Source organism: Niallia oryzisoli, from assembly GCF_043641075.1.
In the GTDB taxonomy this organism is placed as follows: Bacteria; Bacillota; Bacilli; order Bacillales; family Cytobacillaceae; genus Bacillus_BD; species Bacillus_BD oryzisoli_A.
The window spans coordinates 1641687-1665621 of sequence record NZ_JBHZRC010000001.1 but is presented as its reverse complement, the minus strand read 5'-3'; the positions used below and the strand labels follow the sequence as shown (position 1 = coordinate 1665621).

At 38.8% G+C, this 23935-nt stretch carries 17 protein-coding genes, 1 pseudogene and 1 other annotated feature; of the genes and pseudogenes, 15 read left to right on the top strand and 3 right to left on the bottom strand.

Annotated features, from left to right (window positions below):
• Positions 1–37 precede the first annotated feature (37 nt).
• The 3 genes from ACHUFV_RS08490 (at position 38) to clpX (ending at position 4126) form a co-directional block, all read left to right on the top strand.
• Positions 38–1060 (top strand): tetratricopeptide repeat protein, encoded by a 1023-nt coding sequence (locus ACHUFV_RS08490; protein WP_394233140.1) that lies wholly within the window; start codon positions 38–40, stop codon positions 1058–1060.
• A gap of 162 nt (positions 1061–1222) precedes the next feature.
• A complete protein-coding gene (gene tig, locus ACHUFV_RS08485; protein WP_394233139.1) occupies positions 1223–2518 on the top strand; it encodes a trigger factor in 1296 nt (431 codons plus the stop codon).
• A gap of 342 nt (positions 2519–2860) precedes the next feature.
• Positions 2861–4126: an ATP-dependent protease ATP-binding subunit ClpX gene (gene clpX / locus ACHUFV_RS08480; RefSeq protein ID WP_394233138.1), complete on the top strand. Its 1266-nt coding sequence runs from the start codon at positions 2861–2863 to the stop codon at positions 4124–4126.
• A gap of 59 nt (positions 4127–4185) precedes the next feature.
• On the opposite strand, the pseudogene ACHUFV_RS08475 reads toward clpX, so the two are convergent.
• A pseudogene (locus tag ACHUFV_RS08475) lies at positions 4186–5471 on the bottom strand (IS3 family transposase).
• A gap of 226 nt (positions 5472–5697) precedes the next feature.
• Here ACHUFV_RS08475 and lonB point away from each other — a divergent pair.
• The 3 genes from lonB (at position 5698) to yihA (ending at position 10605) form a co-directional block, all read left to right on the top strand.
• Positions 5698–7368: an ATP-dependent protease LonB gene (lonB, locus tag ACHUFV_RS08470; protein WP_394233137.1), complete on the top strand. Its 1671-nt coding sequence runs from the start codon at positions 5698–5700 to the stop codon at positions 7366–7368.
• Positions 7369–7654: 286 nt separating this feature from the next.
• Complete coding sequence (gene lon / locus ACHUFV_RS08465; protein ID WP_394233136.1) at positions 7655–9982, top strand: endopeptidase La; 2328 nt, start codon at positions 7655–7657, stop codon at positions 9980–9982.
• Entirely contained in the window at positions 9979–10605 is a 627-nt protein-coding gene (yihA, locus tag ACHUFV_RS08460) for a ribosome biogenesis GTP-binding protein YihA/YsxC (RefSeq protein ID WP_394233135.1), read from the top strand. Before lon ends, yihA begins: the two co-directional genes overlap by 4 nt.
• A 31-nt stretch (positions 10606–10636) precedes the next feature.
• On the opposite strand, the gene ACHUFV_RS08455 is transcribed toward yihA, so the two are convergent.
• Entirely contained in the window at positions 10637–11125 is a 489-nt protein-coding gene (locus ACHUFV_RS08455) for a LiaI-LiaF-like domain-containing protein (protein ID WP_394233134.1), read from the bottom strand.
• 296 nt (positions 11126–11421) lie between these two features.
• Here ACHUFV_RS08455 and hemA point away from each other — a divergent pair, with 296 nt between their 5' ends.
• From hemA to ysxE, 8 genes are all read left to right on the top strand, one after another.
• Positions 11422–12768 carry a glutamyl-tRNA reductase gene (gene hemA / locus ACHUFV_RS08450; protein WP_394233133.1) on the top strand — a complete coding sequence of 449 codons (1347 nt, stop codon included), beginning with the start codon at positions 11422–11424 and terminating at the stop codon, positions 12766–12768.
• Positions 12769–12782: 14 nt separating this feature from the next.
• Positions 12783–13613 (top strand): cytochrome c biogenesis protein, encoded by an 831-nt coding sequence (locus ACHUFV_RS08445; protein WP_394233132.1) that lies wholly within the window; start codon positions 12783–12785, stop codon positions 13611–13613.
• Between the two features lie 19 nt (positions 13614–13632).
• Positions 13633–14568 carry a hydroxymethylbilane synthase gene (gene hemC, locus ACHUFV_RS08440; protein ID WP_394233131.1) on the top strand — a complete coding sequence of 312 codons (936 nt, stop codon included), beginning with the start codon at positions 13633–13635 and terminating at the stop codon, positions 14566–14568.
• Positions 14565–15347: a uroporphyrinogen-III synthase gene (locus ACHUFV_RS08435; RefSeq protein ID WP_394233130.1), complete on the top strand. Its 783-nt coding sequence runs from the start codon at positions 14565–14567 to the stop codon at positions 15345–15347. The genes hemC and ACHUFV_RS08435 overlap by 4 nt, the downstream gene beginning before the upstream one ends.
• Positions 15348–15358: 11 nt before the next feature.
• Complete coding sequence (hemB, locus tag ACHUFV_RS08430; protein WP_394233129.1) at positions 15359–16336, top strand: porphobilinogen synthase; 978 nt, start codon at positions 15359–15361, stop codon at positions 16334–16336.
• A 221-nt stretch (positions 16337–16557) separates the two neighbouring features.
• Positions 16558–17847, top strand: coding sequence for a glutamate-1-semialdehyde 2,1-aminomutase (gene hemL / locus ACHUFV_RS08425; protein WP_394233128.1), 1290 nt, complete (start codon positions 16558–16560; stop codon positions 17845–17847).
• A 273-nt stretch (positions 17848–18120) separates the two neighbouring features.
• The gene (gene spoVID, locus ACHUFV_RS08420) at positions 18121–19386 is read left to right on the top strand and encodes a stage VI sporulation protein D (RefSeq protein WP_394233127.1); all 1266 of its coding nucleotides are present in this window, start codon (positions 18121–18123) and stop codon (positions 19384–19386) included.
• Between the two features lie 26 nt (positions 19387–19412).
• Positions 19413–20450, top strand: coding sequence for a spore coat protein YsxE (ysxE, locus tag ACHUFV_RS08415; RefSeq protein ID WP_394233126.1), 1038 nt, complete (start codon positions 19413–19415; stop codon positions 20448–20450).
• A 70-nt stretch (positions 20451–20520) separates the two neighbouring features.
• Here ysxE and ACHUFV_RS08410 read toward each other — a convergent pair whose 3' ends face one another.
• Positions 20521–20712, bottom strand: a complete 192-nt coding sequence (locus tag ACHUFV_RS08410; protein WP_394233125.1) for a hypothetical protein — start codon at positions 20710–20712, stop codon at positions 20521–20523.
• Positions 20713–20893: 181 nt separating this feature from the next.
• Positions 20894–21129: a binding site (T-box leader), on the top strand.
• A gap of 99 nt (positions 21130–21228) precedes the next feature.
• Here ACHUFV_RS08410 and ACHUFV_RS08405 point away from each other — a divergent pair.
• Entirely contained in the window at positions 21229–23874 is a 2646-nt protein-coding gene (locus ACHUFV_RS08405; RefSeq protein WP_394233124.1) for a valine--tRNA ligase, read from the top strand.
• The last annotated feature ends 61 nt before the right edge of the window (positions 23875–23935 follow it).

Here is a 23935-nt window from a genome sequence, read left to right as displayed (position 1 = left end):
TACACTAGCCTAAGTTAAATCGGTGAGGCTGATAAGTATGGATAATGAAAAACGTAAAAAGGGTAAAATTGTTTCTTTTCCTGGTTTAGAGCAAAGACTGGTGGAAAAAGGGTTAGAAAATCTCCGACAGGAAAATTATTATGAAGCAATTGAACTGCTCGAACATGCGACCAGGTTAGATTCAACAAACAGTGATAGTCATATTGGGCTCTTATTAGCTTATTTTGATGCAGGATTGATAGAAAAAGCGGTGGCTTTAGTCGATCAAATGCTGCAAGAGGGAATTGGTAATGATATAGAAATTATGAATATCTATATTATGTATTTAGTTCAGCTGCATAAATACGAAGAAGTTGTTGCTGCTATTGAGGGATTAATAGTAGAAGATAAAATTCCTGCTGACAAACTAGAACATTTTTATCGTTTGCTTGATTTTAGTCAAAGGATGCTAGAAAATCCGGTTGATTTAAGTCATACAGAACCGGCTGAGGATAGATGGCTAAACAAGACCATCGATTTGTTTCATTATACTAATCCGGAGGAGCAGATGATGCTTGCTGGTGAACTGAACAACAAAAACATCCGCCCCTTTGTGAATGAAATTACTAGCTATCTCCAGTCAAAAGATGGGAGTGCTTTCTTTAAAACACTGCTGCTAAATGTGTTAAAAGAGCAGGAATATGATAAACCGGTGGAAATTCAGAAATTCAATCAAAGGATAAGTGTTATTCCGGAGCAGTTACCCAATATTACAGAGAACGAGCAGTTTGAGGAAATTATTTCCATGATTGGACAAAGACTGCAACACGAGGATCCGGTTCTATATGGCCATATTAAAGCATTAGTAGAACGACAATTTTTTATGCTTTACCCGTTTGACCTGGAGTCAATTACGATCGAAGCCTGGGCGGCAGCCTACCATGTATTAGGAAATGAGTATTTTGGAAATCATGATACAGAGTGGGAATTAAGGGAAGAATACGAGGTTTTACAAGCTGATTTGAGCAAAGCAGACTCATTTATACGCATGATTGAAGAAATTTCTTATCCTAATCTTTAAGTCTGCCTGTTGAAACAGAGACAACCTGTGTTATAATGTAGTGGTGCTTTTGTGAAAAAAATCATATTACTATTAGAATATGATTGAAATATTAAATATATTCATTTTCATCATTTCGCTAGTAAATGTAAATGAAATAGATTGTTGGAGGGAAAATAAAGTATGTCTGCAAAATTTGAAAAGCTAGAAGGGAACCAAGGGGTTCTGACAGTTGAAGTAGATGCAGAAACAGTAAGCAAGAGCTTAGATTCTGCATTCCAAAAAGTAGTTAAGCAAGTAAATGTACCAGGCTTCCGTAAAGGTAAAATGCCTCGTCCGTTATTTGAAAAGCGTTTCGGTGTTGAATCACTTTACCAAGATGCTATCGATTTAATGCTTCCAGAAGCATATTCAGCGGCTATTGATGAGACTGGAATTGAGCCAGTTGACCGCCCTGAAATCGATGTAGAGCAAATTGAAAAAGGAAAAACATTCATCTTTACTGCAAAGGTTACTGTTAAACCAGAAGTAAAGTTAGGCGAATATAAAGGACTTGAAGTAGAAGCATTTGATACAACTGTAACAGACGAAGATGTTGACAGCGAAATCAAAGCGTTACAAGAAAAGCAAGCTGAGCTTGTTGTGAAAGAAGAAGGAAAAGCTGCAAACGGCGATACAGTTGTTATGGATTTTGAAGGCTTTGTAGACGGTGAAGCGTTCGAAGGCGGAAAAGCTGAAAACTATTCATTAGAACTTGGTTCAGGTCAATTCATTCCAGGCTTCGAAGAGCAATTAGTTGGACTAGCTGCTGGTGAATCTAAAGACGTTGAAGTATCATTCCCTGAGGAATACCATGCTGCTGAATTAGCTGGAAAACCAGCTGTATTCAAAGTAACAGTTCACGAAATTAAAGGAAAAGAACTTCCAGAGCTTGATGATGAATTTGCTAAAGATGTAGATGATGAAGTTGAAACACTAGATGCGTTAAAAGAAAAAATTAAATCTCGTTTAGAGCATGACAAAAAGCATCAAGCAGAACACCATATTCAAGATGCTGTAGTTGAAAAAGCAACTGCAAATGCTGAAATTGATGTTCCTGAAGTGATGATTAATAATGAAGTAGATCGTATGCTTCAAGAATTTGAACAACGTTTACAAATGCAAGGTATGAATCTTGAACTATACTTCCAATTCTCAGGTCAAAACGAGGAAGCACTTCGTGAACAAATGAATGATGAAGCTGTACAACGCGTTCGTGGAAGCCTTACTCTTGAAGCAGTTGCAAAAGCTGAAAATATCGAAGTATCAGAAGAAGAAATCAATGAAGAGCTAGAAAAAATGGCAGGAATGTATAACATGACTGTTGATAATATCAAAAAAGCGCTTGGAAGCCTAGACGGACTTAAGAGCGATCTTCAAGCAAGAAATACAGTTAAGTTCTTAGTTGACAACAGTAAAACTGTTGAAGCAAAAGCTTAATTTCAACGATTATGAAAAACAAGGTGCGATTTTATCGTACCTTGTTTTATATTATGGTAAAATACATATAATAAATAAAAGTAACTCTTTGCGAAGGTTTTAAATTGAACATACAGGAATATATATAATACATATAAGATTGAAGCTGATTATATTACATATTATGGGTAACGGATCATTCGCAATCTAAACCTTCCGCTAATTTGCATACCTTGAAGAGTTATTATTTCCTGTATTTTCATAAAATGTGTTACAATTCAATAAATAGTAACATACTCAATATATTGCGAGTGAACCACGTTAGTTATAGATTACATAAAAGTTATTCAAGGGGTGAAAATATTGTTCAAGTTTAATGACGAAAAGGGACAATTGAAGTGCTCATTCTGTGGCAAAACACAGGAACAAGTGCGCAAATTAGTTGCAGGACCAGGCGTTTATATTTGTGACGAATGTATTGAACTGTGTACTGAAATTGTTGAAGAAGAATTAGGTACAGAAGAAGAAATCGAATTTAAAGATGTACCAAAGCCAGCAGAGATTCGTGAAATACTAGATGAGTATGTAATTGGACAAGATCAAGCGAAAAAGTCTTTATCAGTAGCGGTTTATAACCATTACAAGCGTATTAACTCAAATAGTAAAATCGACGAAGTTGAACTAGCAAAAAGTAATATTGCAATGATTGGTCCGACAGGTAGCGGTAAAACTTTGTTAGCGCAAACATTAGCGCGTATCCTTAATGTTCCATTTGCAATCGCTGATGCAACTTCATTAACTGAGGCTGGATATGTTGGAGAAGATGTTGAAAACATTCTTCTAAAGCTTATTCAATCAGCGGATTATGATGTTGAAAAAGCGGAAAAGGGAATTATCTATATTGATGAGATTGACAAAATTGCTCGTAAGTCTGAAAATCCATCCATCACAAGAGATGTATCAGGTGAGGGTGTACAGCAGGCCTTGTTGAAAATTTTGGAAGGAACAGTTGCGAGTGTTCCACCGCAAGGCGGCAGAAAGCACCCACATCAAGAATTTATCCAAATCGACACAACCAATATTTTATTTATTTGCGGTGGTGCCTTTGACGGAATCGAGACGATCATTAAGCGCCGTCTTGGCCAAAAGGTAATTGGTTTTGGTTCTGACTTAAAAGAACAGGAAATTGAGCAAAAGGATCTGCTTTCAAAAGTTTTACCAGAAGACCTTTTACGATTTGGTTTAATTCCGGAGTTCATCGGACGTTTACCAATTATTGCAAGCTTGTCACAACTTGATGAAGCAGCGTTAATTGAAATCTTAACAAAACCAAAAAATGCTTTAGTGAAGCAATATCAAAAAATGCTTGAGCTTGATGATGTTGAGCTTGAGTTTGAAGAAGGAGCCCTGCTTGAAATAGCTAAACAGGCTATTGAAAGAAAAACTGGAGCTCGTGGATTACGTTCCATTATTGAAGGCATCATGCTTGATGTCATGTATGAGCTTCCATCACGTGATGATATTTCAAAATGTATCATTACAAAGGAAACTGTTACAGATAAAATGGATCCTAAGTTAATCCTTACTGATGGAACAATCGTAGAAGAAAAAAGAAAGACATCTGCATAATTTTTAAAAAACCAAACCGATTTAAAGTGTACCCTTTGTAAAGGACATTTTAAAAAAGCCTATGCTGCTTTAAGAAGATGATCTCTGTATTGAACAGGGGTCATCTTTTTTAAATTCCATTGATACCTATAATGATTGTAATAAATCATATATTGCTTTATTTCCTTCTTTAATTCATCTAACGTTGTACATGTTTTAATAGAGGCTTCATCTTTTAGATGGCCAAAGAATGATTCTTGAGGGGCGTTATCCCAACAGTTTCCTCTTCGGGACATAGACTGAAGTAATCCTAACTTTTTCACCATTTTTTGAAAGTCAGGATGTGTGTAATGAACACCTTGGTCTGAATGAATGAAAGCATTCTTTACTTTCTTAAAATGCCTGTTTTTCTTTAGTTTTAAGAGGGTATCTGTCGCTAAGTCAATGGTCATTCGATCTGAAACATGATAGGCTAAGATTTCACCAGTTGAACTGTCCTTTATTGTGGATAAGTAAGCTCTCTGGCCTTTGTCAAAGTGAAGATATGTGATATCTGTGAGGAGGACCTTCCACGGAACTCCTTGCTTAAATTCCCTTTTAAGAAGATTTGGTACAACTCGATGTTCCTGTGTAGCTTTCATTATTCGTTTGTATGGATTTGCCTTTCTAATCGGGCATATAATTCCGTACTTCTTCATAATTCTCCGTATGCGTTTCAAATTGTAGACAATATTAAACTGACCCGCCAAGGTCATTTTAATTTGGCGTGCCCCTTTCTTACGATTTTTAAATCGGTATGCTTTTAAGATTTTCTCCTTTACTTCCTCATCCTTTTTATCTTTTTGCGTTCTCTGTTGTTGTGACTTTATTGAGAAATAATTATAATAACCACTTCTTGAAACACCGGCAACTTTACATAGATAGCTCACCATATGTTTTAATTGATATTTTTCAATTACTGAACGAATAAGAATATATTTTTGATTTGGAAGCACAAATTAACTTATTAAAGGCAGAAAATGAATTATTAAAAAATTCTTGCATTTTGCTCCTCCAGTGTAAGCTCCTTTTCCCTAGGCCTTCCTGAATTCTCTGATCTAGTATCACGAAGACCATGAATCCCGTTGTTATTGTATGCTTTTATCCATCTCTTACCGGCAGATCTAACTCTGTCTTTTCCTAAAACATCTACATCAAACCCACAATCTTCAAATATATCTATCGCAAATTTACCTTTCTCTTTTTCAGCTATAAAAATATGCTTAAATTCATCGGTGTAAGTAATTCCCTTTGAACTTACAGATTTAACGTAAGGACTAATTGATAGCTGCTTGATCTCTTTGTCTGTGAAAATCTTTTTACTCATAATTTCCCCGTCTCCGTGTTAATTCTCTAGTTGTATTTCTTAATTATACAAAAAAGTACCCTATGGGTAGACTTTTTTTATGTGTCTACTCTATAGGGTACATTTTAATTTCGGTTTGGTTTTTTTATTGCAACTTTTCCTACGTCTAAGAAAATTTGTTTATTCCTGCTAAGTGAAGGAGATACTAGCAAATATCACCCAGTATTAATTTGCAGGAGGGAATACGATGAGTTGGACGGGTATTGTCTTGTTTATACAATTATTTTTCGGTGTTGTGATAGGGGTATATTTTTGGAACTTATTAAAAAATCAGCGTACCCAGAAGGTATCGATTGACCGAGAATCGAAAAAGGAAATGGACCAGTTAAGAAAGTTGAGAGAGATTAAGCTAAGTGAACCATTATCTGAAAGAGTACGCCCAGCGAGCTTTCATGATATTGTCGGACAAGAGGATGGAATAAAGTCACTGAAGGCTGCGTTATGCGGTCCCAATCCACAGCATGTGATCGTTTATGGTCCTCCCGGTGTAGGGAAAACTGCTGCAGCTAGACTTGTATTAGAGGAAGCAAAAAAGAATTCCAAATCCCCTTTTCAACAGTCCTCAGTTTTTGTTGAACTTGATGCGACTACTGCGAGGTTTGATGAAAGAGGGATTGCAGACCCATTAATTGGTTCCGTACATGATCCTATCTACCAAGGTGCAGGGGCGATGGGACAAGCCGGCATTCCTCAGCCAAAGCAGGGTGCCGTAACAAATGCGCACGGCGGGGTTTTGTTTATTGATGAAATTGGGGAGCTTCACCCCATTCAAATGAATAAGCTATTAAAGGTACTTGAGGACCGTAAAGTATTTTTAGAGAGTGCCTACTATAATGAGGAAAATGTACAAATTCCAAATCATATTCATGACATATTTAAGAATGGACTTCCGGCAGACTTCCGTTTAATTGGTGCAACAACGAGAACGCCAAGTGAAATTCCACCAGCTATTCGCTCACGGTGTATGGAGGTTTTTTTCCGTGAATTAACCGAAGAGGAAATTGCAACGGTTGGAAAAAAAGCAGCTGATAAAGTCAGTATGCAAATTAGCGAGAAAGGGATTGGCATTTTGTCCTCCTATGCCCGGAATGGCCGCGAAGCTGTCAATATGATTCAGCTTTCTGCCGGACTTGCTATTACAGAGGATCGTCAATACATAAAAGAAGAGGATATTGAGTGGGTTGTCCACTCTAGCCAGCTTAGTCCAAGAATGGAGCGAAAGGTTAACGATGAGTCTGCTGTCGGACTTGTGAATGGGCTTGCCGTTCATGGACCTAATACAGGTATGCTGCTTGAGATTGAAGTGACAGTCATCCCGGCGAAAAAGAATGGCAGTATTAATATCACTGGAATTGTGGAAGAAGAAAGCATTGGAAATAGTGGGAAATCAATCCGACGTAAAAGTATGGCCAAGGGCTCTATTGAAAACGTTATTACCGTACTGCGGTCAATGGGAGTACCTGCAGATGAATTTGATATCCATGTGAATTTTCCCGGCGGAGTACCGATCGACGGTCCGTCTGCTGGAATCGCAATGGCTACTGGAATTTACTCAGCCATTTACAAGCTTCCAATTGACAGCAAAGTAGCCATGACCGGCGAAATCAGCATTCATGGAAATGTGAAGCCAATCGGTGGAGTCTATCCGAAGGTGAAGGCGGCGAAAAAAGCCGGTGTAAATAAAGTGATTATTCCGAAGGACAACATGCAAACGATTTTACAGGAGATAAAGGATATTGAGATTATTCCTGTTACCCATATCAATGAAGTGTTTGACATTGCTTTAAGAAAAGAGTTCAGCTCTGAACAATCTATTTCTGCATCTGCTATTGAGATGACAAAAAAGGAAAGCATTTAATGAGCTTGTTCTTGAAAAGTAATTCCTAACCAGAATAAAGAACGAAAGACAAATGACAATGGATTAATTCCTTATGGCAGAATAATAAATGGAAGCTTCGGTTTGTTCCTTTGTGGACAAGGCGAAGCTTTATTATGTACCTCCTGTAAAGGAGAATGGGGTAGGACTCATACTATCTTTTGACAAGCATCCACCTTATTAGACACGTGGACCTAAATAAGATAAAATTGTTTAAAAGGAAAATGTTAGTGATATATGGAAAACTAACCATATGGGGGTGTAAGGAATGGCAAATAGTGAAGAAGTAATTGTCCCGTTGCTGCCGCTTCGTGGATTGCTTGTTTATCCGACAATGGTACTCCATTTAGATGTTGGCCGTGATAAGTCAGTGCAAGCGTTAGAAAAAGCAATGGTTGACAATCATCTTATTTTTTTAACGACGCAAAAGGATTTGTCAATTGACATACCTGAGGAAGATGACCTTTATCAGGTTGGAACGTTAACGAAGGTAAAACAAATGCTAAAGCTTCCAAACGGTACCATTCGTGTATTAATTGAAGGCTTAAAGCGGGCTGAAATTGTTGAGTATATTGATGAACCGAACTATTTCCTAGTTCGTTTGAGAACATATGAAGACCAAGAGACGATTGATTCCGAAGATCAAGCATTAATGAGAACCATGCTTGAGTATTTTGAGCAATACATAAAAGTATCAAAAAAAATCTCTGCCGAGACGTATTCATCTGTCAGTGATATAGAAGAACCTGGCCGTATGGCTGATATCATAGCGTCCCATCTACCATTAAAGCTTAAAGAAAAACAAGATATATTAGAGCTTACCGATGTAAAGGATCGGATGAATCGGGTTATTGAAATCATTCATAATGAAAAAGAAGTATTGAATCTCGAAAAGAAAATTGGGCAGAGAGTTAAAAAGTCAATGGAACGCACGCAAAAGGAATATTATTTGCGTGAGCAGATGAAGGCAATTCAAAAAGAGCTTGGTGATAAGGATGGAAAGTCAGGCGAAATAGCCGAGCTGACAGAGAAAATTGAAAGCATTGGCATGCCTGAGCACGTTAAACAAGCGGCATTAAAGGAATTGGATCGTTACGAAAAGGTTCCATCAAGCTCTGCTGAAAGTGCAGTCATCCGAAATTATATTGATTGGCTAATCTCACTACCATGGTCAAATGCCACAGAAGATGATATCGATATTGAAAAAGCGGAGCGAATTTTGAATCGGGATCATTTTGGGTTAGAAAAGGTCAAAGAGCGTGTGCTTGAATATTTGGCAGTACAAAAGCTGACAAACTCCTTAAAGGGACCGATTCTGTGCCTGGCTGGTCCTCCAGGGGTTGGTAAGACCAGTCTTGCTCGTTCGATTGCTACCTCTTTAAATCGTAACTTTGTCCGTGTTTCTCTTGGTGGGGTCAGGGATGAGTCAGAAATCCGCGGCCATAGGAGAACCTATGTTGGTGCGATGCCGGGCCGGATTATTCAAGGTATGAAAAAGGCAGGTACGATTAACCCCGTCTTTTTATTAGATGAAATTGATAAAATGTCTGGTGATTTTCGCGGGGATCCATCCTCTGCTATGCTTGAGGTTCTCGATCCAGAGCAGAATCATAATTTCAGTGATCATTATATAGAGGAAACCTATGACCTTTCAAAGGTTATGTTTATCGCCACAGCGAATGATTTAGGTACAATACCGGGTCCGCTTCGTGACCGTATGGAGATCATTTCAATTGCTGGCTATACGGAGCTGGAAAAGCTTCATATTGCCAAAGACCATCTGCTGCCAAAGCAAATAAAAGAGCATGGCTTAACAAAAGCACAGCTGCAAATTCGTGATGAGGGAATTCTAAACATCGTCCGTTATTATACACGAGAAGCGGGTGTAAGGGGACTCGAGCGAAAGCTAGCGGGTATTTGCCGGAAAACAGCTAAAATTATTGTTTCTGAAGAGAAGAAGAAAGTGGTTATTACGGAACATAATGTAGAAGAATTTCTCGGCAAGAAAATGTTCCATTACGGCCAGGCAGAGCTTGAAGATCAAGTAGGTGTTGCTACAGGTCTTGCTTATACAACAGTTGGCGGTGATACATTACAGATTGAAGTATCTCTGTCACCTGGTAAAGGAAAGCTGGTTCTAACAGGGAAATTGGGCGATGTGATGAAGGAATCAGCACAGGCTGCTTTTAGTTATATCCGTTCAAAGGCAACAGAGCTTGGAATTGATCCTGACTTCCATGAGAAAAACGATATTCATATTCATGTACCAGAAGGAGCAGTACCGAAGGATGGTCCGTCTGCGGGAATTACGATGGCAACCGCGCTAGCTTCTGCTTTAACGGGCAAACCAATCCGCAAAGAAGTAGGAATGACAGGCGAAATTACACTTCGCGGACGAGTGTTGCCAATTGGCGGGCTCAAAGAAAAAACATTAAGTGCACACAGAGCTGGATTAACTAAAATCATTTGTCCAAGGGAAAATGAAAAGGATTTAGATGATATACCGGAAAGCGTTAGGGAAGAATTAGAGTTTGTACTAGTTTCCCACGTTGATGAAGTGCTGAAGCATGCACTAAAAAGCGAGGAACAGGAATGAAAATAAAAAGTGCTGATATTGTCATAAGTGCTGTTAAGCCTGATCAATATCCTAGTGAGTTTTTACCGGAATTTGCATTAGCCGGCCGCTCAAACGTTGGAAAATCGTCATTTATTAATAAATTATTGAATCGTAAGAATCTTGCGCGGACCTCCTCTAAACCAGGAAAAACACAAACATTAAATTTCTATTTAATTAATGAAAATTTTTATTTTGTGGATGTACCAGGATATGGCTATGCTCGTGTTTCAAAAACGGAGCGTGCTGCATGGGGCCGAATGATTGAGACGTATTTGACATCTAGAGAGCAATTAAAAGCAGTCGTGTTAATTATAGATTTGCGACATCCGCCAACCGCAGATGACGTCATGATGTACCAATTTTTAAAGCATTATGATATCCCCTGCATTATCATTAACACAAAGGCAGATAAGATTCCAAAAGCAAAATGGCAGAAGCATATGAAAATAACTAGAGAAACGCTGGAACTTGACCCCAATGATACAATTGTCCTTTTTTCAGCGGAAACAGGCTATGGAAAAGATCAAGCCTGGTCAGTTATGCAAAGCTATATGCGAGAAGAACTAGAAGAACTAGAAGAACAAGTAGAAGAAGAAGAGTAATATAAAAAGCGGAACCAATAAAGTTCCGCTTTTATTTTTTACTTTTGAGGAATAATAAGTAGATACCGACAAGAATTAGGGCAACCGGCCAAAATTTACTATAGGCTGTAATATTGTGCTCTAATAGACCAAACCAGCTCATCACTTGATTATAGAAAAGCAGCAGCCCTGAAAGGGAAAGAAATAATACACCCTGAAATAATCCGTTTCTGGTTTTCTGGTAGCGTAGTAAAAAACCAAGGGCAATAATTAAGATGAAGACGCCGAGTGCATTTGGCCAAATCGATAGACGATTCACAACATGAAAGTGGAAGCCAAAGCCAGTTAGTATAACGCCGGGTAAAATGGACTCATAATCTTTGCCGCCATAGCCTTGACATAAAAAGGCAATTCCAACAATCATGAGAATAGTCGGCCAGGTCATAAATTCAGCAAATAGAGGAAGATTCGCTTGCTGCAAGAAAAAGAAAATTCCAAAGCCAATTAAAATGATACCAGGGAAAATACGTTGGTTTTTCATTTGACAATCCTTCCAATAATGATTTCTTGAATAATATTTGTTTTTTTGTTACTGTACTGATATAGGAAACCTAGCAAATATCATAAATACTAGAGGTATATTATAAAATATCTTACCACAATACCCGACTATAAACTGCAAAATTTGTTGGTTTTCATCATATCTTATCATATGGAAAATGAGATAATTAAGATAATTTAGTATATATTCATATATTTGTAAAAAATATAAATATTACACATGCTATAATGATGTAAGGGGAATTATGCTTATTTTTTTAGGGGGATAAAAATAACATGCATATTATTGTCGTTGGGATTAATCACAAAACGGCTCCAGTAGAAATCCGAGAACGATTGACATTTGAACCATCGCAGCTAGGGGAAGCGATGAAAACATTGAGTGCGAAAAAAAGCATTCTTGAAAATGTCATTCTATCAACATGTAATCGGACAGAAATCTATGCAGTCGTTGATCAACTGCACACTGGACGGTACTATATTAAAGAATTTTTAGCAGAATGGTTTCATATTGAGCAGGCTGAATTTACACCATTTCTATTTATTTATGAACAGGATGGTGCAATTGAACATCTATATAAAGTTGCTTGTGGTTTGAACTCACTTGTTCTTGGAGAAACTCAGATTTTAGGTCAGGTTCGTTCAAGCTTTCTATTAGCACAAGAAGAACATACAACTGGTACTGTATTTAATCAGCTGTTCAAACAGGCTGTTACGCTTGCAAAACGAGCTCATTCTGAAACGGATATTGGTGCGAATGCAGTATCTGTCAGCTATGCGGCGGTTGAGCTTGCGAAGAAAATCTTTGGTACCCTTGAAAATAAACATGTTCTAATAATTGGCGCCGGAAAAATGGGCGAGTTAGCGATTCAGAATTTGCACGGAAATGGAGCAAAGAAGGTCACTGTTATTAACCGTACCTTTGAAAAAGCCGAATCATTAGCTACTCGTTTCAATGGAAAAGCAAGATCATTAAATGAATTGCAATCAGCCTTAATTGATGCAGATATATTAATTAGTTCAACTGGTGCAAAGGATTTTGTTATTACAAAAGCAATGATTGAAACTGTCGAGAAAAAGCGTAAAGGAAAGCCGTTGTTTATGGTGGATATCGCCGTACCTCGTGACTTGGATCCTGCTCTAAGTGAGCTGGACAGTGTTTTCCTTTATGATATAGATGATTTAGAAGGAATTGTGGAGGCTAACCTGCAGGAGCGTAAAAAAGCGGCTGAGACTATTTCTTTGATGGTTGAGCAGGAAATTGTTGATTTTAAACAATGGTTAAATATGCTTGGTGTAGTTCCGGTTATATCGGCCCTGCGTGAAAAGGCCTTAGCCATACAGGCAGAAACGATGAACAGCCTGGAAAGAAAGCTTTCACATTTAAGTGATCGCGATATGAAAGTATTAAACAAACATACGAAGAGTATCATCAATCAAATGTTAAAGGATCCGATTTTACAAGCAAAGGAATTAGCGGGTTCTAAAGATGCAGATAAAAAATTAGAATTGTTTATGTCCATTTTTAATATAGAAGAACTTGTTGAAAAACAGCGAGAAATAAAAGCGGCCGAACAAAAACCGGTAAATGTTCGTTCATCCCAGCCTGTCTTTCAATCATAAAGAGGATAGCAGCTATGACTGATATCGATATGACGAGGCTACATGAATTGACTGTTATTCTGTATGCTGTTAGTGTGCTGTTATATTTTATTGATTTTCTACATCATAACCGGAGGGCTAACCGCACTGCCTTCTGGTTACTTTCATTTGTTTGGGTTTTACAATCGGTTTTTTTGTACTTTTATATGGTAAATACCGGGCGATTTCCTGTCCTGACTATATTTGAAGGACTTTATTTTTATGTGTGGATCCTTATTACACTTTCATTGATTATCAACCGTCTTCTTCGGGTCGATTTCATTGTGTTCTTTACAAATGTAATTGGTTTCATGTTTATGGTTATACATACTTTTGCACCTGATCAAATTGATTCTACGGTAAAGGCACAGCAGCTTGTATCTGAACTGTTATTTATCCATATTACAGCTGCGATTTTATCGTATGGTGCTTTTTCTTTGTCATTTGTCTTCTCTCTTTTATATTTATTGCAGTATAATTTATTAAAAGGGAAAAAATGGGGAAAAAGACTGTGGCGTATTTCAGACCTCTCAAAGCTTGAACAAATGTCCTATCTATTAAATGTAATTGGAGCACCTATGCTGATGATTGGAGTCATTCTTGGTTCACAATGGGCCTATATTAAGCTGCCAAATGTATCATGGTATGATCCAAAAATAATCGGTTCCGTGTTTGTTCTTGCTGTATACTGTGTCTATTTATATTTACGTATTAGAAGAGGGATAGCAGGAAAGTCTCTTGCCCTCTTTAATGTCGCTGCATTTCTCATTTTATTAATAAACTTCTTTTTAATTGGTAATATTTCATCCTTTCATATTTGGTTGTAGACTAGCTAGGAGGCTCTTTATGAGGAAAATTATTGTAGGTTCAAGACGTAGCAAGCTTGCATTAACGCAAACAAATTGGGTTATTGAGCAATTAAAAAAATTAGATGATTCTTTTGATTTTGAAGTAAAGGAAATCGTGACAAAGGGCGATAAGATTTTGGATGTTACGCTTTCTAAAGTAGGTGGAAAAGGCTTGTTTGTTAAAGAAATCGAACAGGCTATGCTTGATCAGGAAATCGATATGGCAGTCCATAGTATGAAGGATATGCCTGCCGTTCTTCCAAAAGGCCTGGTCATCGGCTGTATTCCGGAGCGCGAAGATTATCGAGATGCATTAATATCAAAGAATCATGTCAAATTTAACGAGTTAATGCCTGGTGCTGTTGTTGGAACAAGCAGTTTGCGAAGAGGGGCGCAACTTTTGGCCGTACGACCTGATTTAGAGATTAAATGGATTCGGGGAAATATTGATACGAGATTGGCTAAACTAGAAACGGAAGAGTATGATGCTATTATTTTGGCTGCTGCTGGTCTTTCTAGAATGGGCTGGGCAAAGGATGTTGTAACTGAATTTTTGGAGCCGGAGATCTGTCTGCCTGCAGTGGGACAAGGTGCTCTTTCCATTGAGTGCCGCGGAAATGATGAAGAATTACTCGGACTCTTGAATAAATTTACATGTATGAAAACCAAACAGACGGTTCTAGCTGAAAGATCCTTTTTGAATAAAATGGAAGGCGGCTGTCAGGTTCCGATTGCAGGCTTTGCGAAGCTAAATGAACAAGATGAAATTGAATTAACAGGACTTGTGGCATCACCTGATGGAAAAACGATTTACAAAGAACAGCTAAGCGGTCAAAACCCTGACAAGCTTGGTGAACTGCTTGCGAAGAAATTAATTGAAAAAGGTGCAAAGGATTTAATTGATAGTGTGAAAGAGGAGCTTGATCGGGGATGACCACCTCTCTCCCCCTAAAAAATAAAACAGTATTAGTTCCAAGGGGAAAGAGTCAGGCGAAAGCTTTTTCAGATGTCGTACGTAAATATGGCGGAACCCCTGTCGAAATTCCATTATTAGCTTTTAGACCGACAATGGTAACGACAGAGCTGAAAGACATAATGAAAAAGCTACATACATATGATTGGATCATTTTTACGAGCAGTGAAACAGTAGCCTCTTTTTTATCCTATTGGACAAAAGGTTCACCGCTGCCGCAAAAAGTAGCGGCTATTGGTGAGAAAACAGCACTGGCATTAGCTGAAAAGGGATTACAGGTTGACTTTATTCCAACAAAATATGTTGCAGAGGAATTTGTGATAGAGTTCTCTCCCCTGATGAAAGCAGGAACGAAGGTTTTACTTCCAAAGGGAAATCTTGCGAGGGACTTTATAGCAACGGAGCTAACGAAAATTGGAGTCAGGGTAGAAGAGATGATTGTTTATGAAACCTTTTTTCCTGAGGAGAGTAAATCAAAGTTGGCACAAATGCTTCAAGAAAAAAGGCTTGATATCATTCCGTTTACTAGTCCGTCGACCGTAGATCATTTTATGGAGGTTGTTAAGGACTGCGGACTAGATGACCGGATTCATGATTGCCTCTTTGTTTGCATCGGACCGGTTGCCCAACAAAGAGCGGAAAGCTTTGGATTGACAATCCATGCTGTGCCTTCTGTTTACACAGTCGAAAATATGATAAAAGAAGCAGCTGATTACTTAATAAAAGCATCATCACTTTAGGAGGAATTCGAATGGATTTACAATTTACACGTCATCGTAGATTACGACAAACAGCTAATATGCGTGCATTAGTAAGAGAAACGTTCGTAAGAGTTGAGGATTTTATCTATCCTATATTTGTGATTGAAGGTACAAATATAAAGAATGAGATCTCATCCATGCCAGGAGTTTACCAATATTCACTTGACAGACTGTCAGAAGAAATGGACGAGGTTGTATCACTAGGAATTAAATCAGTTCTTTTATTTGGGATTCCTTCTGAAAAGGATGAATGCGGAAGCGGTGCTTATCATGACCATGGAATTGTACAGGAAGCGACCCGCTTCATTAAAGAGCGCTACAACGACATTATTGTAATCGCTGATACTTGTCTTTGCGAATATACAAGCCATGGACATTGCGGTGTTATTGAAAATGAACAGATCTTAAATGACCCTTCTCTTGATTTACTGGCAAAAACAGCAGTCAGCCAGGCACGTGCCGGAGCTGATATTATTGCGCCATCCAATATGATGGATGGATTTGTTGCCGCTATCCGTAAGGGATTGGATGAAGCGGGCTTTGAAAACATACCGATTATGTCATACGGAGTTAAATATGCTTCCTCATTTTATGGTCCTTTCCGCGAGGCAGCAAATGGTGCGCCTCAATTTGGGGACAGAAAATCATATCAAATGGATCCGGGTAACCGACTCGAAGCCTTCCGTGAAGCTGAATCCGATATCAATGAAGGAGCGGATTTTCTAATTGTCAAACCAGGTATGCCGTATCTTGATATTGTTCGCGATATGAAAAATCGATACAACCTGCCAATTGTGATCTATAATGTAAGCGGCGAATTTTCTATGGTAAAAGCAGCTGCAGCAAATGGCTGGATTGATGAAAAGGCCGTTGTTATGGAGATGCTGACTGGTATGAAGCGTGCTGGAAGCGATCTAATTATTACCTATCATGCAAAGGATGCAGCCCGCTGGTTAAAAGAGCAGTAATTTGCAGAAAATTGATTAATTAAATGGTTAATAGAACATTGTTAATTTTAGTTAGCAGGTTGATTGTAGTGGAAGGCACGAAGACTCCTGCGGTCGCCCGCGGAAAGCGAAGTGCCTGGAATGGAAATCAACCACAATGTTTAACATAGTGTTATATAAGCAATTTTACTAAACGTCCATTAACATTACATGTGGAATAAAATGAAGAAAGAGGGATCACCATGCGCTCTTACGAAAAATCGAAACAAGCTTTCCAGGAAGCTAAAACATTAATGCCAGGCGGTGTTAACAGTCCAGTTCGTGCTTTTAAATCAGTCAATATGGATCCAATTTTCATGGAAAGAGGGAAGGGCTCCAAAATATATGACATTGATGGCAACGAATATATTGACTATGTTCTCTCATGGGGTCCGCTGATTTTAGGACATTCCAATGATCAGGTAGTAGAAGCATTAAAGAAAATGACTGAATTAGGGACAAGCTTTGGTGCTCCCTCTTTAGCAGAAAATAAATTAGCTAATCTTGTGATTGAACGTGTACCATCCGTGGAAATGATTCGAATGGTTTCCTCTGGTACTGAAGCAACCATGAGTGCTCTTAGACTTGCCAGAGGTTATACCGGACGTAATATTATTTTGAAATTTGAAGGCTGTTATCATGGAAGCTCTGATTCACTGCTAATTAAAGCAGGCTCCGGTGTTGCAACATTAGGACTGCCGGATAGTCCGGGTGTTCCTGAAGGTGTTGCCAAAAATACGATTACGGTTGCGTACAATGATTTAGATGGTGTCAAATATGCTTTTGAGCAATTTGGTAAAGATATCGCCGGTGTCATTGTTGAACCAGTCGCAGGAAATATGGGGGTTGTGCCGCCGCTTCCTGGCTTCTTAGAGGGTCTTCGTGAGCTTACAACACAATATGGCGCACTGTTAATCTTTGATGAGGTTATGACAGGCTTTCGTGTTGGCTATAATTGTGCGCAAGGCTATTTTAACATTACGCCGGACATTACCTGTCTTGGCAAAGTAATCGGCGGAGGTCTTCCGGTTGGTGCGTATGGCGGTAAAGCAGAAATCATGGAGAATATTGCACCGAGCGGAACGATTTATCAAGCCGGCACATTATCGGGTAATCCGCTTGCCATGACAGCTGGCTATGAAACGATTCGTCAATTGACAGAGGATGATTATAAAGAGTTTGAGCGTAAAGGAGATCGATTGGAAGCAGGTATCAAGGCAGCCGCTGAAAAGCATGATATTCCTGCAACAGTAAATCGCGCAGGTTCAATGATCGGCTTCTTCTTCACAAATGAACCAGTAATCAATTATGACCGTGCAAAACAATCTAACCTAGACTTTTTTGCTGCTTACTATCGGGCAATGGCTGAGCAGGGGGTTTTCCTACCGCCATCCCAATTTGAAGGTTTATTCTTATCTAAGACACACAGTAATGAGGATATTGAAAAAACCATCCAAGCTATCGATTACTCTTTTTCAACATTAAAGAAGTAAAACCCTTGGCTATTTTAAAAAAGTGGGATTTTTGTTAGCAGGTTGATTGTAGTGGAAGGCACGAAGACTCCTGCGGGAGAGGCTCGGCTGTCGCCCTAAGTGCCTGGAACGGAAATCAACAACATAGTTTATCAAAGCCATATTTTTAAAGATAAAACACCCATTCAATTGATGGGTGTTTTTTTGTATGGAAACTCATAAAATTTCCATCTGATTCATAGAGTGATTAATGACATAGTGAGTTACTGATGGAATGGAAGGGAGGAGTTCGCTTTGTCGCATGGAAATCAATCATTTTTACGATTCTCACTAGAAGAATCTGTCTGGTTTCAAAAAGGACAGGAAGTAGATGAATTAGTTTCAATTTCATTAGACCCGGTTATTACAATAAAGGAAAGTGATCAGTATGTGACAATAAAAGGCTCGCTGGAATTATCAGGCGAATATAACCGCGAACAGGCTGATTTTGAAGAGGTGGATTATTTTACTAATCCAAAGCTGATTCAAACGGTGGAGGTAAGAGAAGAAGGGGTTCATGTATTTTCACATCGTTTTCCTGTTGAAATTACGATTCCGAAGAATCGAATTGAAGATTTAAATGATATTCAAGTGACAGTGGAAACCTTTGATTATGCTTTTCCAGAGAAAAGCTGTTTACGATTATCTGCTGACCTAATGATTACAGGTCTATATGGTGAACAGCAACATGAGCTGATACAGGATCCATCTGAACATGAGGTATATGAATTTGAACCGATCTATCGAGATTCTGAAATACAGGAAGAAGATTATAGCGAAAGGAAAAATCCATTTGCCAAACCACAATATGCTGAAGAAGAATCATCAGAGGTATATAAACCATTTGAGGTGGAGGCCAGAAAAGATCCTAAAGCTGAAGTACAGTATGATGATCAGACAGAGAAATATGAACATGAAGAGGCAAATCTGGACAAAATTGATCAATCGGAATTTATATACCAGCGAAAAAACATGAACCCATCAGTAACGACAAAAACGTATCCAGAAGAAGCCTTTGAACAAGAGTTTATGAATCAGGATGAGAACGATCAGGAAAACAATGAACTAGAGAAGGAGCAGTTTTCCTTCCCAGAGATAAATTTTTCTGCAAAACGCAGTGAGGAACAGAAGCAAGCTCCTGTGATAGAGGAAAAGGCTGAAGTAATAGCTGAAGACATACAAGAGAAGCCAGCAGAAGAAGACGTTCAGCCTATGAAAATGGAAGAAATGCTTAACGAAATAGAAGAGGAGTCTTCTTCAGAGGCTCAGCCAAAGAAAAAGAGTAAAAAGCTGAAGAAAAACCAAAGTCTGACGTTATCCGAGTTTTTTGCAAGGAAGGCGGAAGAAGAGCATACAAGAGTGACGATGTGTATTGTACAAAACGGAGAGACACTTGATATGATCTCAGAAAGATATGATGTTCCGGCAACAACGATTCAGAGAGTCAATCAAATGGAATTAAATCAAGATATTTATGAAGGTCAAGTATTGTATATTCCTATAGCTCAGACCCAAAGATAAAGCCCCAAACAAAATAGAGGGATCATATGAGAGAATCTGATAGCTTAAAAAAAGCCATTCAAATCTTGCGTAGCTATAGGATTGAACCATACTTTGTTGAAGAAATGGGAAATATTCAAAAGGTTTATTCAAACAATGGTGTGTATGCCTTAAAAAAAATAAATCCTCAGCATGGGATGGATTTTATCAGGCATGTTCAAACCTTGTATCAGAAGGGATACAATCGAATTGTTCCTATCTATCCTACACTTGATGGCCGATATGCAGTCTTACATGAAAACAGCCTTTATTATTTAATGCCGTGGCTTTCAAGTGAGGATAAACGGGATCCCTTTGAAAGCCAGCAGCAGTTATTTCGTGAGCTTGCTCGACTCCATTCCATCTCAGCTCGGGAAATAAAGGTGAATAAAGAGGAGCGAACCGCCCATTATGAGAAAACAAAGGCCGAACTGGAGCAGGATGAAGAGTTTTTAGATGAGTTACTAGAGGCCTGTGAAAGAAAAATTTATATGTCACCGTTTGAATTAACGTTTTGTATGTACTATCATACTGCGAAGCAGGCGCTGTTCTTTTCAAAACAAAAGTTAAATGAATGGTACAACGAAACGAAGGATAAGGAAAAAGCTCGTATTGTCATCGTGCATGGTAAGATGGCAAGTGATCATTTTGTTTTTGATGAAAAAGGCTATGGTTATTTTATCAATTTTGAAGAGTCCAGTATTGGGGCACCTACCCATGATTTATTGCCATTTTTAGCAAGATCTTTAAAGGGGTATTTAAAACAATCAGAGGATATTTTCGAATGGCTTTATACGTATTTTAAATACTTTCCTCTTAAAGATGATGAAATGATGCTGTTTTTAAGCTATTTAGCCCACCCTGTGAATTTGCTTAAAACCGCACAGCGTTATTTTCACGAAGGGAAAAATCGAAATGAACGGAAGGCTGTCCAAAAACTGCAAAGGGAATTTTGGTATTTGAAAAACTCGGAATATATCGTCTTTCGAATAGATGAAATTGAAAGGCAGAAAAAACAAGCAGAAGCAGCCCAGCAGGATTCATAATTCTGCTGGGCTTTTTATTGATATAATTCTTAGCCCATAACTAACTTATCTTGACTTTGTTAAGATTAAGTTAAATCAAGTCAAGATGGAAAGCGCAGGCAATTAAGACTAATACTGCCAAAAATAGTACATCAAAGGTTGTTGGCAGCAGAATTGTCCGAATTCCCTGGAATACACTAAAAGGAATAGCAAACTGCTGACAAATACTTCTAAACGTACGCAGCCATGGTGGAAGCTTATAAGGACTATAACGTCTTCTCATCCTTTTTCCCCCTTGTAGTAAAGCATCCTTTCTCTAGTGTATGTATACGCCTAAGCTTTAGTGTCAATAACACAAGAGGATTCATTCATCGATGTATAATTGATAAAAAATACGGTAATCCTTATTGACGACAAGTCTCTTTTTTGGGTACTATAATTATTGGTAGATTTAATTACATATATGAATTGCATTGACAGGGAAAAGTACAATGTTTTTTCCTTTTAGAGAGGAAAACCAGCTGCTGAAAGGTTTTCTAAGTGAAACCATTGGAAAGTCACCCTTGAGCATCTTTTGCGAAAGAAGAAATCTTCGATTAGTAAAAGACGGGAAATCCGTTATCGATTTAAGTGCCGGCAGGTCTTATTTTCTGTCGGAAAAAAGGTGGTACCGCGAACTACAGCTCCATTCGTCCTTTTATGACGGATGGGGTTTTTTATTTTGCAGCAAAGTAAGAAGGTAATTTGAAGCGCTGCGGCTGATTAAGCTGTTACGCTTTGTACATAGGAGGATAATAAAATGGAACAAAACGAAGTAACAATGCCAACCAAATATGATCCCAATTCGATTGAGAAGGGAAGGTATGAATGGTGGTTAAAAGGAAAATTTTTCGAAGCAAAGGATGATCAGGACAAAGAGCCTTATACCATTGTGATTCCGCCGCCTAACGTTACTGGTAAACTTCACTTGGGTCATGCCTGGGATACAACACTACAGGATATCCTAACAAGAATGAAACGGATGCAGGGGTATGATGTTCTATGGCTTCCGGGGATGGACCATGCCGGTATTGCCACTCAAGCAAAAGTAGAAGCGAAATTACGTGAAGAAGGAAAAAGCCGTTATGATTTGGGACGGGAGAAATTCCTTGAGCAAACATGGGCGTGGAAGGAAGAGTATGCAGGCTTTATCCGTGCACAATGGGCAAAGCTTGGACTTGGCCTTGATTACACACGTGAGCGTTTTACCATGGACGAGGGCCTTTCAAAGGCTGTTAACGAAGTATTTGTAAAGCTTTATGAAAAAGGGCTTATCTATCGCGGTGAATATATTATTAACTGGGATCCGGCGACTAAAACAGCCATTTCTGATATTGAAGTGATTTATAAGGATGTCCAAGGGGCGTTCTATCATATGAGATACCCGCTGGCAGATGGGTCAGGCTCGATTGAGATTGCGACAACTCGTCCTGAAACAATGCTTGGTGATACGGCTGTAGCGGTTCATCCGGAAGATGAACGCTACAAGCATTTAATTGGTAAAACAGTTATTCTACCAATTGTCGGCCGTGAAATTCCGATTGTCGGTGATGATTATGTCGATATGGAGTTTGGTTCTGGTGCTGTGAAAATTACGCCTGCACATGATCCGAATGACTTCGAGGTTGGAAACCGTCATAATTTAGAGCGTGTTCTTGTTATGAATGAAGATGGAACAATGAACGCAAGAGCCGGTAAATATCAGGGACTTGATCGATTTGAGTGTCGCAAGCAGATTGTGAAGGATCTTCAGGAGCAGGGCGTATTATTTAAAATTGAAGATCATCTGCATTCTGTCGGCCATTCAGAACGAAGCGGTGCAGTTGTCGAGCCATATCTTTCAACTCAATGGTTCGTTAAAATGCAGCCTTTAGCTGATGCAGCAATTGAATTACAAAAGCAGGAAGGCAAGGTTAACTTTGTACCGGACCGCTTTGAAAAAACCTATTTACATTGGATGGAAAATATTCGTGACTGGTGTATTTCTCGTCAATTATGGTGGGGACACCGCATTCCTGCCTGGTATCATAAAGAAACGGGCGAAGTATATGTTGGCAGTGAAGCGCCAAGTGACAGCGAAAATTGGCAGCAGGATAATGATGTATTAGACACATGGTTTAGCTCTGCCCTATGGCCTTTCTCAACACTTGGCTGGCCTGATAAAGATGCAGCGGATTTCAAACGCTACTATCCGACTGATGCTCTTGTAACAGGCTATGATATCATTTTCTTCTGGGTATCACGGATGATTTTCCAAGGAATTGAATTTACAGGACAGCGTCCATTTAAAGATGTACTAATCCATGGCTTGATTCGTGATGCAGAAGGTAGAAAGATGAGTAAATCCCTTGGTAACGGCGTGGATCCAATGGATGTGATTGATCAGTATGGAGCAGATGCCCTTCGTTACTTCTTAGCAACAGGCTCATCACCAGGTCAGGATTTACGTTTCAGTATGGAAAAAATCGAAGCAACGTGGAACTTTGCCAATAAGATTTGGAATGCTTCTCGTTTTGCCTTGATGAATATGAATGGTCTTAAATATGAAGAAATCGATCTAAGCGGAGAAAAATCAGTTGCCGATAAATGGATTCTGACTCGTCTAAATGAAACAATCGAGCATGTAACCAGACTGTCTGACCGCTATGAGTTCGGTGAGGTAGGTCGTGTTCTATACAACTTCATATGGGATGACTTCTGTGACTGGTATATTGAAATGGCGAAGCTTCCGCTTTATGGGGAAGACGAAGCAGCTAAGAAAACGACTCGTTCTATCTTAGCCTACGTTCTTGATAACACAATGCGTTTATTACATCCATTCATGCCATTTATTTCAGAAGAAATCTGGCAAAACCTTCCACATGAAGGAGAATCTATCACGGTGGCCAAATGGCCGGAAGTGAATGTATCCTTTACAGATGAACAGGCTGCTTCGGACATGAAGCTGTTAGTGGAAATCATTCGTTCTGTACGAAATAGCCGTGCAGAAGTAAATACGCCGATGAGCAAGAAGATTAAAATGATTGTTAAAGCGAAGGATCAAGGCGTGCTTGCAACCCTTGAAAATAATAAAGCGTATATCGAGCGCTTCTGTAATCCAGAGGAATTAACGTTAGCAACTGAGGTTGCCATTCCAGATAAAGCCATGACATCCATTGTGACAGGTGCTGAAATTATTCTTCCGCTTGAAGGCTTAATAAACCTTGACGAAGAAATTGCCCGTCTTGAGAAGGAATTGGATAAATTAAATAAAGAGGTTGAACGTGTTCAGAAGAAGCTTAGCAACCAAGGCTTCGTCAGCAAAGCACCTGCAAAGGTTATTGAAGAAGAAAAGGCAAAAGAAAAAGACTACACAGAAAAGCGTGCAGCAGTTGAAGAACGCCTAAACGAATTAAAAGGCGAATAATTAGGACATGGTGTCAGGCACCGCATATGGACAGATTGTATCATTTTGTCTTTTTGTGGTG